Genomic DNA, 13,004 nt, shown 5'->3' on the forward strand with positions numbered 1-13,004 from the left:
TCAGCGCCCCCCGGGGTCGGCGATGGCGGCTCGCATGATCTGGCCGGCGATCCGGGCGGCCTCGGCGCTGCCCCCGCTACCGGCCTCCTCCAGGACGACGCAGACGGCGGAGACCGGCTTGCCGTCGGAGTCGATCGCGAATCCGATGAACCAGCCGTGGTCGGGGCGGTCCGGCGCGGACTGCGCAGTGCCGGTCTTGCCGCCGACGGTGTAGCCGTTGATCCCGGCGCTGCGGCCCGTGCCGTTCTGCACCACGCTGACCATCATGTCCCGCAGGTCGGCGGCGACCTGGCCGCTCACCGGCCGACGCAGCTCGCGCGGGTTGGCGGTGTCGTAGACGGTGGTGCGGTCCGGTGCCAACAGCTGACGCACCAGGTACGGCCGCATCTGGCTGCCGCCGTTGGCCACCGCCGCAGCGATCAGGGCTCCCTGCAACGGGGTCATCCGCACGTCACGCTGGCCGATGGAGGACTGGGCCAGTGCCGCAGGGTCGGTGCCGCCGTCCGGGTTCGCCATGCTGCCGGTGCGGCTGGCCGCCACGCCCAGGCCGGATTCGCCGAGCCGGCCGACGGTCAGGTCTTCCTGCTCGAACCCGAACTGCCGGGCCTTCTCCTTGATCACGTCGGCACCGAGTTGCACGCCGAGCTTGGCGAACCCGGTGTTGCAGGAGTCGGTGACCGCCTTCATCAGAGTGACCTGTGCCTGCGGGCAGATCGACGGCGCCGCGTTGGTGATCGCCTCGCCGGAGGTGGGCGGGGTGTAGCTGGGCCCGGCCGGGATGTTCGTCTCCGTGCCGATCCCGTTCTCCAGCGCTGCCGCAGCCACCACGATCTTGAACGTGGAGCCGGGTGGCAGCACCTCGCCGAGCGCCCGGTTCCGCAGCGGGCGTGCCGGATCCTTCTCGAGCTTGTTGTACGCCGAGGTGGCCTCGTTGGTGTTGTGGCTGGCCAGCGGGTTCGGGTCGAAGCTGGGGATGGAGACCAACGCCTGCACCGCCCCGGTGGCCGGGTCGAGGGCGATCGCCGCACCCTTGCTCGCCCCACGGTTGTTGTTCCGCAGCTCGTCGTACGCGGTGTCCTGGGCGCGCTTGGACAGGGTCAGCAGCACGTTGCCACCAGCGGTGGTGTCGCCGGTGACCATGTCCCGCAACCGGTTGACGATGAGCTGGTCGCTGGTGCCGGCGAGGAAGTCGTTCTCGGCCCGCTCCAGGCCGGTCGCCGACCCGTTGACCGGCTCGTACCCGAGCACGTGGGCGTACTTGCCGCCGCCCGGGTAGGTGCGCAGGTATTTCAGCTCGCCGTCGGTCTCCTTGCTGACCGCCAGGGCGGTACCGCCGGCCTCGATGTTGCCGCGCTTGCGGTCGTACTTGGCGACCTGGACCCGACCGTTGTAGTCGCTGGTGCGGTACTCGTCTGCCTTGTACGCCTGGATCCAGTTGAGGTTCGCGAAGAGCAGCCCGAACAGGACGATGACGACGACGCCGACCCGGCGCAGGGGTGCGTTCACGGCTTGATCACCTCCGTGGGGGCACCGTGCAGCTGCTCGGGCGGACCGGAGGGCCGAGTCACCCTGCCGCCGACTCCGTCGACCGGGCGACGGCCGGCATCGGAGACCCGCAACAGCACCGCGATGAGCAGCCAGTTCGCCATCAGCGAGGAGCCACCGGCGGAGAGGAACGGCGTGGTCTGGCCGGTCAGCGGGATGAGCTTGCTGATCCCGCCGACGATCACGAAGACCTGGAGCGCCAGGGTGAACGCCAGGCCACCGGCGAGCAGCTTGCCGAAGGAGTCCCGAACCGCCAGGGCGGCCCGCAGACCCCGCTCGACGATGAGCAGGTAGATCACCAGCAGCGCGGAGAGGCCGAAGAGGCCGATCTCCTCACCGATGCCGGCGAAGATGAAGTCGTTCTGCACCTCCGGCAACAACAGCGGCTGGCCACCACCCGGCCCGGCGCCGAACAGCCCGCCCGAGCCGAGGGCGAGCAGTCCCTGGACCAGTTGGTAACCGTCGTCGTAGGGCTGGGCGAAGGGGTCGAGCCAGATCTGCGCCCGCAGGTAGAAGTTCGCGAACGGACCGCCCACCGCGTCGCCGAGGACGTACGCAAGATAGGCACCACCGAAGAAGAGGACCAGGCCGATCAGCAGCCAACTGACCCGCTCGGTGGCGATGTAGACCGTGGCCACGAACATGCCGAAGTAGAGCAGTGAGGTGCCCAGGTCCTTCTCGAAGACGAGGACCAGCAGGCTGATCGCCCAGACCACGAGCACCGGGCCGAGGTCACGCCCACGCGGGAAGTCGATGCCGAGGAACCGGTGGCTCGCCAACGACAGCACCTCGCGCTTGCGCACCAGGTAGTAGGCGAAGAAGACCAGCAGCGCGAGCTTGGCGAACTCGCCGGGCTGGATGGAGAAGCTGCCGATGCGTACCCAGAGCTTCGCGCCGTTGATCTCGGAGATGCTGGGCGGCAGCACCGCCGGCAGCATGACCAGCACGATGCCCGCCAGGCCCAGCGTGTACGCGTACCGGGAGACCGACCGGTGATCGCGCATCAGCGCCAGCAGCCCGGCGGCGAGGACCACCGAGATCAACGTCCAGGCGAGCTGTCGGCCGCCGATGCCGGCGAAGATGGCCAGATCCGCTCGCTCCTCGGGAGCCGCCTTGGCGAGGTCGAGGCGGCGGAGGAAGCCGACGCCCAACCCGTTGAGCAGGGCTACCGCCGGCAGCAGGGCCGGATCGGCGAAGGGTGCCAGGAACCGGATCACCAGGTGCACGCCGAGGAACACGGCGGTGAGCGTCGCCGCCGGCACCCAGAAGCCCGGGGTGACCGTGTCGAGCACCTTCGCCTCGACCATCGCCCCGTACGCGGCGACCAGCGCCATCGCCAACAGCAGCAGCGACAGCTCGGCGTTGCGCCGGGACCGGGCCATGCGTACGCCGGGCCGCTCGCCCGCGGTCGCGGGCGAGGAAGCCGGGGTGGCCGGTGCGGTCACGTTCGTCCTCGGGTCGGAGCCGGTGGCCTACTCGGGCGACCGGCAGGCCGCCGGATCGACCGTGGGCGTGAAGGTGTCGACGGGCGGCGCGTCGGGGGTGCTGTCCGGGGCGGTGGAGGCGTCGACGGGCGGCGAGGCCGTGGCCTCGCCACTCGGTGCGGTACTGCCCACCGGGCTCGGCGAGCCGGCCGGGGCGCTCGGTGGCGGTGACGGCGAATCCACCACCGAGGGGGTGGGGCTCGGAGTCGGCGGGCAGATCGGCTTGAGGTTGACGTTCGTCGGGCTGTCCATCGTCAGCTCCGCCAGCCGCCGTTCCGCGTCCGGCTCGCTCTTGGCCGGGATGCCCTGCTTGACCTGCTCCTGGGCGGCCAGGGTGAGGTCGTCCAGTTGCGCGGTGCTCTCCGAGTGCACCCGGGAGAGATCCACTCCGGCGATCTGGCCCTGGATGCCACGGAACACGGCCACCTGGCCGTTCTCCGTCGCGCCCACGTAGTACTGACGCTGGGTATAACTCCAGCCGGCGAACACCCCGCCACCGACGAGCACCATCAGGGCGGTCGTCATCGCCAGGGCACGCAGCGGACGGCGACGTGCCTCGGGCTCGTCGTCGTTGTTCGCGGCGGACTCTTCGGGGGTCGGTGGCCGGGGCGCAGAGAGCGCCGAGGCACGAGCCGCCGGGGTGGAGACGTCCGCCGAGGTGGCCATCCCCCGGTCCCGGGCCGCGGCACCGCCGACGATCGGCGCCGCCTCGACGATGTCCCGGTCGGTGGCGTCGGCGATGATCACGGTGATGTTGTCCGGACCGCCACCACGCAGGGCGAGCTGGACGAGCCGCTCGACACACTGCTGCGGGTCTGCGTACTCCCGCATGGTCTCGCCGATGGTCTCCGCGCTCACCACGCCGGAGAGGCCGTCGGAGCAGATCAGATAACGGTCGCCGGGCAGCACCTGGCGGACCGAGTACTCCGGGTCGATGTCGCGGCCGTCCAGGGCCCGGGTCAGCAACGAACGCTGCGGGTGGCTGCTCGCCTCCTCCGGGCTGATCCGGCCCTCGTCGACGAGCATCTGGACGTAGGTGTCGTCCTTGGTGATCTGCGCGAACTCTCCGTCACGCAGCAGGTAGGCCCGCGAGTCGCCGATATGGACCATGCCCAGCTTGCTGCCGGAGAAGAGGGTCGCCGTCAGCGTGGTGCCCATCCCCTCCAACTGTGGGTTGGCCTCCACCGTTTCGCGGAGTTGCTGGTTGGCGGTGCCCACGGCGGAGCGGAGCGCGTCGACCAGGGCGTCACCGGGGACGTCCTCGTCCAGCGGCGCCATGGCACCGATGACGATATTGCTGGCGACGTCACCGGCGGCCATGCCGCCCATGCCGTCGGCAACGGCGAGTAGCCGCGGTCCGGCGTAGACGGAATCCTGGTTTCCGTCTCGGATCAGACCGCGGTCGCTGTGGGCCGCATAGCGCAGGGTCAGAGTCATGGCCGTAATTCGAGAGAGGTGCGGCCGATGCGGATCGGCACGCCGAGGGGAACGGGGGTTGGTCCGGTGACCTTAGCGCGATCTAGGTACGTGCCGTTAGTCGAACCGAGGTCCTCGACGAACCACTGCCCGTCACGCGGCACGAGGCGGGCGTGTCGCGCGGACGCGTAGTCGTCGGTGATGACGAGGGTGGAGTCCTCGGCCCGACCGATCGTTATCTGCGCCTCACCCAACGTGATCCGAGTGCCGGCCAACTGGCCTGCGGTCACCACCAGTTGGTGCGCCGCCCGCCCCCGCTTCACCTTCGCCGGCTTCGCCGTCGCCTGACCGGTCGACGCGCCCACCATCCGGGGCGCGGCCACCAGTCGACCCGACCGGGCCCCCGCGAAGAGGTCCCGGCGGATGACGCCGACCACCGTGAACACGAAGATCCACAGCAGGACGAGGAATCCGAACCGGGCAACGGTGATCACGAGTTCCGGCAAGGCGGATCAGCCGTCCACGCGGAAGGTCAGGGTGGTCGTACCGAGCTGGATCATGTCACCGGGGTTCAACGCCACGGCGGAGACCCGCTGGCCGTTGACCATGGTGCCGTTGGTCGAGCCGAGGTCGGTCAGCACGACCTGGCCACCGTCGAAGTCCAGCCGGGCGTGTCGCCGGGAGATGCCGACGTCCGGCAGGCGCAGGTTGGCCTGGTCGCCCCGACCGATCACGGTCGAGCCCATCTGGAGCGGATAGGTGCGGCCGTCGCCGGAGACCAGCCGGATGTTGCGGCCCCCGCCGTGACCCGGAGGCGGACCGTAGCCACCACCCTGGTCGTACGACGGATATCCGGGCGGGCCAGCGTCGTAGCCGGGCGGACCGGCGTCGTAGCCGGGGGCGGAGACCGGGGCCACCTCGCCACCGGTGTAGACCTCCGCGGTGACCCGGAACATACCGGTGTCCAGTCCTTCGCCGCGCTCGATCTCGACGATCACATCCCCGTAGACCGTCCAGGCCTGCTCGCCGATGAACTCCGCCTGCGACTGGGCCAGCTCCTGGGCCAGTGCGGCGGCGTACGGCGCCAGCCGGCTGTGGTCGTACGGGGAGAGATCGATCACGTAGCGGTTGGGCACCAACGTGCGCCCACCAGCCAGGATGGCCTTGTGTGCCTCGGCCTCCCGCTGCATGGCGTTGAGGATCTCAACGGGGTGCACCACCCCTTTGAAGACCTTGGCGAAAGCTCCTTCGACCAGGCCTTCCAGACGCTTCTCGAAGCGTTGCAGCACGCTCACCGGCTCCTCCTCGGGTCCCGAGGACATGATGGTATCCGTCCAGAGCGCACGCAGCTCACACGCCGCTCGGCCGGCAGGCCACGGCCCGTTCGGACGGCCCCTGATTGTCGTGCTACTCTTTCGTCCGCCACGAACGGTAACCGCTGTGAGCAGCGAAAGCCATTCGCGGCAACAGACCAAGGTCACGTAGTATGGCCGAGGCCCGCCGGTGATCGGCGAAGCCCCGGTTCAGACGCACGTTCAACCAGGGTCCAGCCACGGGGAAGTGGCGGAATGGCAGACGCGCACGGTTCAGGTCCGTGTGTCCGAAAGGACGTGGGGGTTCAACTCCCCCCTTCCCCACCACAAGACGAGGGCTCCGCAGCTGCGGGGCCCTCGCTCCGTATCAGGGCATGCCGGACGTCACGCTATGCTCCGATGGTTTCTGCCTCCGACGCACCAGGAGTGGCTCGTGAGTGTCGCATTCGTGACCGGGTCGGGCGGTCTGATCGGCTCTGAGGCGGTCCGCCATTTCGCCGGCCTCGGTCTCGACGTGGTCGGTATCGACAACGACATGCGGCAGGAGTTCTTCGGCGCGGAGGCGTCCACCGCCTGGAACGTCCGCCGGCTGACGGACGAGTTGGGTGGGGCGTACTCCCACCACAGCATCGACATCCGGGACCGGGCGGCGCTCGGCGCGCTGTTCGGGCGGTACGGCCGGGATGTGGCTGTGGTGATCCACACCGCCGCGCAGCCCTCGCACGACTGGGCGGTGCGCGACCCGTTCACGGATTTCGACGTGAACGCCGCCGGCACCCTGAACGTCCTGCAGAGCGTGCGGGAACACTGCATCGACGCCCCGGTCATCCACTGCTCCACCAACAAGGTCTACGGCGACCGGCCGAACAGCCTCCCCCTGGTGGAACTGGAGACCCGCTGGGAGATCGAGCCGGGCCACCCGTACGAGCAGGGCATCCGCGAAGACATGTCGATCGACGCCTGCCTGCACTCGATCTTCGGTGCCTCGAAGGTCGCGGCGGACATCATGGTGCAGGAGTACGGCCGCTACTTCGACATGAAGACGGCCTGTTTCCGGGGCGGCACGCTGACCGGGCCGGCGCACTCCGCGACCGAGTTGCACGGCTTCCTCGGCTACGTGATGCGGGCGAACATGGAGCGCCGCACCTACAAGATCTTCGGCTACCAGGGTAAGCAGGTCCGCGACGCCATCCACAGCTCGGACGTGGTCTCGGCGTTCGAGGCGTTCTTCCGCAGTCCCCGCTCGGCCGCTGTCTACAACCTCGGCGGCGGTCGGCACTCGAACACCTCGAACCGGGAGGCGTTCGCGCTGGCCGAGCAGATCACCGGCCAGGAAATGATCACCGAGTACGTCGAGGCCAACCGGATCGGCGACCACAAGTGGTGGATCGGCTCCAACGAGGCGTTCCAGGCCGACTACCCGGACTGGAAGCAGGTGTACGACGTACCGATGATCATGCGAGAGATCTACGAGGCCAACGTGGACAAGTGGGTGCCGGGGGCATGACCAAGAAGAACGTGCTCGGCGTCCTGGTCGACGCGACCACCTACGCCGAGGCCACCGAACGGGTCGTGGCCGCCGCCCAGGAGCGTCGACCGCTGGCGCTGACCGCGCTGGCCGTGCACGGCGTGATGACCGGCGTGCTGGACCCGGCGCACAACGCCCGGCTCAACTCCTTCGACGTGGTGACCCCGGACGGTCAGCCGGTGCGCTGGGCGCTGAACCTGCTCCACGGTGCCGGGCTCACCGATCGCGTCTACGGTCCGACGCTGACCCTGCACGTACTCTCCCGCTTCGCCGACGAAGGGCTCCCGGTCTACCTGTACGGCTCGACCGAGGAGACGCTCGCCCGGCTGATCCCGGAGCTGGAGCGGATGTTCCCGGCGCTGAAGATCGCCGGAGTGGAGGCGTCCAAGTTCCGTAGCGTGCAGCCGGGCGAGGACGCCGACATCGCCGAACGGATCAAGGCCAGCGGGGCTCGACTGGTCCTGGTCGGGCTCGGCTGCCCCCGGCAGGAGATCTTCACGTACGCGATGCGCCCGCTGTTGGACATGCCGATGATGGCGGTCGGCGCGGCCTTCGACTATCACGCCGGGCTGCTGCGCCAGCCGCCGCCATGGATGCAGCGCGCCGGGTTGGAGTGGTTCTGGCGCCTCGGCCTGGAGCCCAAGCGACTGTGGCGGCGCTACGTGATCCTGAACCCCGCGTACCTGGGCCGGCTGTTGGCGCAGAAGACCGGGCTGTGGAAGGCCCGGCCGCCCGCGCCGGCCACCGAGCGCCCGACCGAGTTCGCGGTCTGACCTGACCCGGCGAAACGGGCCCCGGCGCTGTGCCGGGGCCCGTTCGTCGCTGTCCGGACGTCAGAGGGTCAACGTCCAGGTGTTGATGTAGCCGGTGTCACCGCCGTAGACGTCGCGCACCTGGAGACGCCAGGTGCCGTTCGCCGCCTCGCTGGACAGGTTCACCGTGTAGGTGGTGTTGACGTTGGGGCTCCAGTCGAGGATGTTGTTGCTCTTCAGGCGGTAGGACGAGCCATCCGGGGCGAGCAGGTCGATGACCAGGTCGCCACGGTAGGTGTGCACGATGTTCACCGCGACCTTCGAGGAGGACGAGGCGTTCCGGTTGCAGCCGGAGATCGTGATCGAGCTGGTCACCGCCGAGCCGGCGTCCGGGATCGCCACGTCGGTGCCGTTGGTCCCGGAGCAGCCACCGCCACTGCCGCCGGTCACCGTCAGCGAGTACGTCGCGCTCTTCGAGCCGGAGGCCGCGGTACCGGTGACGGTCACCGAGTACGTGCCGGCCGGGGTGCTGGCCGAGGTGCTGATGGTCAGCGTGGACGACCCGCCGGAGGTGACGGTGGCCGGGCTGAACGAGGCGGTCGCTCCGGACGGCAGACCACTGGCCGAGAGGCTGACCGACTGGGCCGACCCGTTGGTGGTGGCGGTGGCCACCGTCGTGGTCACCGAACCGCCCGGCGCGGTGGAGCCGGAGGTCGGCGACACCGAGACCGAGAAGTCGTTGACCGGCGGCGGGGTGTCGCCGTTGACCACGTAGAGCAGCAGGTTCGGGGTACCGGTGCCCACGTTCGAGATCACGTTCGGGGTGGCGTTGTTGACCAGGTAGTCGCGGACCTGCTGCGGGCTCCACGTCGGGTTGGCCGACAGCACCAGGGCCGCCGCCCCGGCGACGTGCGGCGAAGCCATCGAGGTGCCGCTGATGGTGTTCGTCGCGGTGTCGTTGGAGTGCCAGGCCGAGGTGATGCCCACGCCGGGGGCGAGGATGTCCACACAGGTGCCGTAGTTGGAGAAGCTCGCGGCAGCGTCGTTGCTCTGGGTGGCACCAACGGTGATCGCCGGTTCGGCGCGGGCCGGCGAGTAGTTGCAGGCGTTCTGCCGCTGGCCGAGGGAGTTGCCGTTACCGGCGGCCACCGCGTACGTGATGCCGGAGTTGATCGAGTTGATGATTGCGTTGTCGAGGGCGGTGTTCGCCCCGCCGCCCAGGCTCATGTTGGCGACGGCCGGCTTCACCGCGTTGGCGGTGACCCAGTCGACGCCGGCGATGACACCGGCGTTGGTGCCGCTGCCGGAGCAGTTGAGCACCTTGACCGCCACCAGGCGGGTCGCCTTGGCCACGCCGTACGCCGAGCCACCGACCGTGCCCGCCACGTGCGTGCCGTGACCGTTGCAGTCGGTGTTGTTGGTGTCGACCGTGTTGGTGCCCCAGATCGCCCGACCGCCGAAGTCCGAGTGCGTGGTCCGGATGCCGGTGTCGATGACGTACGAGGTCACGTTGGTGGCCGTGTTGGGGTAGGTGTACGAGTTGTTGAGCGGCAGGTTCCGCTGGTCGATTCGGTCCAGGCCCCAGGACGGGGGGTTCGTCTGGGTGCCCGCGATGGATACGACGTGGTTCTGTTCGACGTACGCGACGGCGGGGTCCGCCGCGATCCGCGCTGCGGCCCGCGCGCTGACGCGCAGCTCGGCGCCCCGGACGGCCGCGCTGTAGGTCCGGGCGGTCTCGCCGCCGTGCCGGCGCAGCAGCCGGTCCACGGAGGAGCCGACGGCGCTACGGCTGACCTCGCTGTCCTTGAACACGACGATGTAGCTGTTTTCGACGGCGGTCGCGCCGCCGGCGCTTCGGATGGTGCCGACCGGCTCGGCCGCCATGGCCGGCGTAGCCGCCGCCACCATGGCCAGCGCGGCCAGCCCGACGAACACGGACCTTTGTGGAAGAGCCATCTTCCTACCTCCCTCCGACCGGCATCGACCGTCCATCTGCTCGTGACAGATTGATCGATGAATGCCGATCACGGTGAGGGTAGTTGGATGTGCGCGGACAGTTAAACATGTCGGATCCCTCATAACATCGACGAGATGGTTCCCCCTACGGGGGCGGTCCAGGGGCGAACGGGGGGTGGGCCCGGATTCGGCGGGCCGGAAATCGGGCAAGGCTGATGGGCATGCAGAGCCATCTCGCCCTCCTGCTTCCGGTCGCCGCCGTCTGGTGGGCTGCTGGCTATCTCGCAGAGGGGCTCCCTCGCCTGAACCACGCTCGCGAGCTGCGCCAGCGCACCGGCTGGCTGCTCGTACTGACGCTGGCCGGGCTCGGTCTGCTGGTGGCTCTGCCGGTCGCCGGGCTGACCACCGTCGGCCCGACGCTCGCCGACCGGGCCGCCGACGGGCTGGCGCTGGCTGCCGTCCCCGCCCTGCTGGTGGCGGTCAGCACGGTGCGGCGGCTACGCCGGCTGTGGGCCGGAGCCGGCACGCTGGCCGTCGCCTCCGGAACGCCCGCCCCGCACGGACTGCGCGCCGCCGCCGCGCACCCGCTGGTGGGACTGCCGTTGCAGGTGACCGGGCTGGCGCTACTGCCGGCTGTGGCCACGGCGGGCGGTGCCGGCCAGTTCCTCGGCCCGGCGGCGACCGGGCCGGTGATCACCGTCGCGGCGCTGGTCGTCGCGGCGATCGGCGTACGACACGCGTTGCGTCACAACCGGCTGGCCGAGCGGGCCATGCCCGAGCGGGTGTCGTCACCGCGCCCGGCTCGCGCCCTGCACATATAGCAGCTCCAGGATCGCCCTGGTCGCCTCGAACCAGCGGTCGAGCCACCCGGGCGGCGGTACGCTGCCCTTCGGTGGCAATTCCATCAACAGACCGCGTAGCAGTGGGTGGTCCACGAGGGATCCGTCGTCCGCCGCCGACCAGCCGCCAGCCGGGAAGGACGGCTCGGTGAGCGGGTTCGGGTCCAACGACGGCAGGGTGAGTGGCGGCGACTGTTCCGTCGCGGCCTGGGTCTCCCGGCCCGTGTGCTCGGTCTCCGTCGAGACCACCTCGGTCAGTACGGTGTCCCGCCGAGCCCCGCGATACTTCCCGCCAAACCGTTCCGGCTTCCCCGGCCCGTTGGTGAGGTTTTCCGAACCGATACTCGTCATCCGTCTCGCCTGCCTCGCTCGGTTACCCGCCCTGCCGGGGGGATGTCGACCAGCGCGTACCGAGAGGTACAACGAGACGGGCACGATGTAGCGACGGCAGCCGGGCGGAGCACCCCTGGGGGACAGGCCACGCGATTCGGCCGACAACAGCAGGATCCCCGTTCGGCCAGTGGCCGAACGGGGATCCGTCGTCACCGTCCCTGGGCGTCAGGCCCGGGAAACGCGCCGTCCCTGGTGCTGGCGACGAAAGCGTGCCAGTTGCCCGGCGCGAAGACCAGGGCCGGTCCGGCCTTGTCCTTCGAGTCCCGGACGCCGACCGCCCCGGTCACGTACGCCACCTCGACGCAGTTGTCACAGTTCGGCCCGCTCTTCGAGCTCTTGAACCATGTCGCCTGCGCCAGGTTCACGGAGAATCCTTGCGTCGCCACTTCCACAACGGCTCCTCTGCCAGTCTCGCGATGTACTCGACAGACTCCTCCGGACGCTTGGCCGCTGCTCGAATGTGATCGAAGATGAAGCTGTACTTCTGTAGTTCGTCGCTCTTCTCCAGGAAGAGCCCACCCGTGGCGTTCTCCGCGTACACGACATCCGGATCACCGGGTTCGGGGAAGCTGAGGATCGTGAAGGTGCCGTCCATGCCGGCGTGCGCCCCCACCTCGAACGGCAGGACCTGAAGCGTCACGTTCGGCAGCTGGGCCACCTCCACCAACCGCAGGAGCTGGTCACGCATGACCGCATCCCCGCCCACCGGACGGCTCAACACCGCCTCATCGAGCACCACCCAAAGATCGACCGGATCGTCCTGGGACAACAACGACTGACGACCGAGTCGGACACGCACCCGTTGCTGCACCTGATCAGCGCTGAAATCGGGGCGGGCCGCGCGGATCATGGCGCTGGCGTAGTCCTCGGTCTCCAGCAGCCCCGGCACCACCTGCTGCTCGTACGCCCGGATCGAACTGGCCGCCGCCTCCAGGCCCACGTACGCCCCGACCAGCACCGTGCTGTACGGGTGCCACCAGCCCTTCTGCCGCGCCTCACGGGCGATCTGCACCAGCTCGTCGCTCTCCGCCCCGACCACTCCGTAGATCCGGAGCATGTCCCGAACGTCGCGGGGAGTCGCCGTGGTGTGGCCGGTCTCGATGCGCGAGATCTTGGAGGCCGAGCATTCCAGTTGCTCCGCCACCGCCTCGATGGTGATCCCGGCGGACTCGCGCTGGCGGCGCAACTCCGCGCCGAGCCGGCGCCGCCGGATGGTCGGGCTGCGCCGCTCGCTCACCGTGTCACCTCTCCGCTTCGACGCGCCCCTGTCACCACTCGCCCGTGGCGCGATCCTCCCCGGCGAGGGTTCGCGGCGTGGGTGGTGCCGGTCCTCGGCCGGCCGCGGCGGCGAAGCCGGCTCTCAGTGTGCCGCCCGGGTGCCAACGCGTTCAAGCGCCGTTTCGCGCGAGCCGCTCACGTATCGGCAAAAGTCGACGTGCAACTTGCATGACGCACGCTCCTCATGCACTCTGTCCCTATGGCCCGGGTTACTGACCGTCTCCGATCCGTCTCCACGAGTGATCAAGCTTGTGGAGCGGTGGGTCATCGGCGTTCCCGGCCGTCAGCTGCCAACACGGCCCTCGGGATCGGGAGCCACTCGCCCAACCCTGTCGGCGACAGCCACGGCGACACCTCCTGATCAGCCGACCGATCGCGTCGGAGCCTCCCACCAGCGGCCCCACACCGACGGTCGAGCCAGCCGACCCCGGTCCCCGAGACACGATCTCGACGCCGGAGCCCGGCGACAACCCCCCCATCGTCCTTCGCCGGCCCCTTCC

General features: G+C 69.6%; 12 protein-coding genes and 1 tRNA gene. 4 read left to right on the forward strand and 9 right to left on the reverse strand.

Annotation, left to right across the window (positions count from 1 at the left end; all coding sequences use genetic code 11):
• Genes ACLQ2S_RS07910 through ACLQ2S_RS07930 form a run of 5 tightly spaced genes read right to left on the reverse strand, consistent with a single transcriptional unit; the run spans window position 1 to window position 5,767 of the window.
• Window positions 1-1,506 (reverse strand): peptidoglycan D,D-transpeptidase FtsI family protein, encoded by a 1,506-nt coding sequence (locus ACLQ2S_RS07910; RefSeq protein ID WP_425701424.1) that lies wholly within the window; start codon window positions 1,504-1,506, stop codon window positions 1-3.
• Window positions 1,503-2,990 (reverse strand): FtsW/RodA/SpoVE family cell cycle protein, encoded by a 1,488-nt coding sequence (locus ACLQ2S_RS07915; RefSeq protein ID WP_375335383.1) that lies wholly within the window; start codon window positions 2,988-2,990, stop codon window positions 1,503-1,505. The genes ACLQ2S_RS07910 and ACLQ2S_RS07915 overlap by 4 nt, the downstream gene beginning before the upstream one ends.
• 27 nt (window positions 2,991-3,017) lie before the next feature.
• The gene (locus tag ACLQ2S_RS07920) at window positions 3,018-4,466 is read right to left on the reverse strand and encodes a PP2C family protein-serine/threonine phosphatase (protein ID WP_155221756.1); all 1,449 of its coding nucleotides are present in this window, start codon (window positions 4,464-4,466) and stop codon (window positions 3,018-3,020) included.
• Window positions 4,463-4,951, reverse strand: coding sequence for an FHA domain-containing protein FhaB/FipA (locus ACLQ2S_RS07925; RefSeq protein WP_155221757.1), 489 nt, complete (start codon window positions 4,949-4,951; stop codon window positions 4,463-4,465). The genes ACLQ2S_RS07920 and ACLQ2S_RS07925 overlap by 4 nt, the downstream gene beginning before the upstream one ends.
• A gap of 6 nt (window positions 4,952-4,957) precedes the next feature.
• Window positions 4,958-5,767 (reverse strand): FhaA domain-containing protein, encoded by an 810-nt coding sequence (locus ACLQ2S_RS07930; RefSeq protein WP_093409193.1) that lies wholly within the window; start codon window positions 5,765-5,767, stop codon window positions 4,958-4,960.
• A gap of 232 nt (window positions 5,768-5,999) precedes the next feature.
• On the opposite strand from ACLQ2S_RS07930, the gene ACLQ2S_RS07935 reads away from it, so the two are divergent.
• The 3 genes from ACLQ2S_RS07935 to ACLQ2S_RS07945 all read left to right on the forward strand — a co-directional run bounded on the left by ACLQ2S_RS07935 (window position 6,000) and on the right by ACLQ2S_RS07945 (window position 8,059).
• A tRNA-Leu gene (locus ACLQ2S_RS07935) sits at window positions 6,000-6,085 on the forward strand.
• Between the two features lie 64 nt (window positions 6,086-6,149).
• A complete protein-coding gene (locus ACLQ2S_RS07940; protein WP_155221758.1) occupies window positions 6,150-7,265 on the forward strand; it encodes an NAD-dependent epimerase/dehydratase family protein in 1,116 nt (371 codons plus the stop codon).
• Complete coding sequence (locus ACLQ2S_RS07945; RefSeq protein ID WP_155221759.1) at window positions 7,262-8,059, forward strand: WecB/TagA/CpsF family glycosyltransferase; 798 nt, start codon at window positions 7,262-7,264, stop codon at window positions 8,057-8,059. The genes ACLQ2S_RS07940 and ACLQ2S_RS07945 overlap by 4 nt, the downstream gene beginning before the upstream one ends.
• Window positions 8,060-8,119: 60 nt before the next feature.
• On the opposite strand, the gene ACLQ2S_RS07950 is transcribed toward ACLQ2S_RS07945, so the two are convergent.
• Window positions 8,120-9,994 carry a S8 family peptidase gene (locus ACLQ2S_RS07950; RefSeq protein ID WP_155221760.1) on the reverse strand — a complete coding sequence of 625 codons (1,875 nt, stop codon included), beginning with the start codon at window positions 9,992-9,994 and terminating at the stop codon, window positions 8,120-8,122.
• 221 nt (window positions 9,995-10,215) lie between these two features.
• Here ACLQ2S_RS07950 and ACLQ2S_RS07955 point away from each other — a divergent pair, with 221 nt between their 5' ends.
• The gene (locus ACLQ2S_RS07955; RefSeq protein WP_155221761.1) at window positions 10,216-10,815 is read left to right on the forward strand and encodes a hypothetical protein; all 600 of its coding nucleotides are present in this window, start codon (window positions 10,216-10,218) and stop codon (window positions 10,813-10,815) included.
• Here ACLQ2S_RS07955 and ACLQ2S_RS07960 read toward each other — a convergent pair.
• The 3 genes from ACLQ2S_RS07960 to ACLQ2S_RS07970 form a co-directional block, all read right to left on the reverse strand.
• Entirely contained in the window at window positions 10,783-11,184 is a 402-nt protein-coding gene (locus ACLQ2S_RS07960) for a hypothetical protein (protein WP_155221762.1), read from the reverse strand. The genes ACLQ2S_RS07955 and ACLQ2S_RS07960 overlap by 33 nt on opposite strands.
• Before the next feature lie 191 nt (window positions 11,185-11,375).
• The gene (locus tag ACLQ2S_RS07965; protein ID WP_309223838.1) at window positions 11,376-11,612 is read right to left on the reverse strand and encodes a DUF397 domain-containing protein; all 237 of its coding nucleotides are present in this window, start codon (window positions 11,610-11,612) and stop codon (window positions 11,376-11,378) included.
• The gene (locus ACLQ2S_RS07970) at window positions 11,588-12,463 is read right to left on the reverse strand and encodes a helix-turn-helix domain-containing protein (protein WP_309223839.1); all 876 of its coding nucleotides are present in this window, start codon (window positions 12,461-12,463) and stop codon (window positions 11,588-11,590) included. The genes ACLQ2S_RS07965 and ACLQ2S_RS07970 overlap by 25 nt, the downstream gene beginning before the upstream one ends.
• Between the last annotated feature and the right edge of the window lie 541 nt (window positions 12,464-13,004).

It is taken from the genome of Micromonospora sp. DT48 (assembly GCF_049844495.1).
Taxonomy (GTDB): Bacteria; Actinomycetota; Actinomycetes; order Mycobacteriales; family Micromonosporaceae; genus Micromonospora.

What these genes read in the sequence shown, in the direction of transcription:
- ACLQ2S_RS07920 (WP_155221756.1), bottom strand. Translation starts at nt 4,466, where the DNA reads ATGACTCTGACCCTGCGCTATGCGGCCCACAGCGACCGCGGTCTGATC.
- ACLQ2S_RS07930 (WP_093409193.1), bottom strand. Translation starts at nt 5,767, where the DNA reads ATGTCCTCGGGACCCGAGGAGGAGCCGGTGAGCGTGCTGCAACGCTTC.
- ACLQ2S_RS07940 (WP_155221758.1), top strand. Translation starts at nt 6,150, where the DNA reads ATGCTCCGATGGTTTCTGCCTCCGACGCACCAGGAGTGGCTCGTGAGT.
- ACLQ2S_RS07945 (WP_155221759.1), top strand. Translation starts at nt 7,262, where the DNA reads ATGACCAAGAAGAACGTGCTCGGCGTCCTGGTCGACGCGACCACCTAC.
- ACLQ2S_RS07950 (WP_155221760.1), bottom strand. Translation starts at nt 9,994, where the DNA reads ATGGCTCTTCCACAAAGGTCCGTGTTCGTCGGGCTGGCCGCGCTGGCC.
- ACLQ2S_RS07955 (WP_155221761.1), top strand. Translation starts at nt 10,216, where the DNA reads ATGCAGAGCCATCTCGCCCTCCTGCTTCCGGTCGCCGCCGTCTGGTGG.
- ACLQ2S_RS07960 (WP_155221762.1), bottom strand. Translation starts at nt 11,184, where the DNA reads ATGACGAGTATCGGTTCGGAAAACCTCACCAACGGGCCGGGGAAGCCG.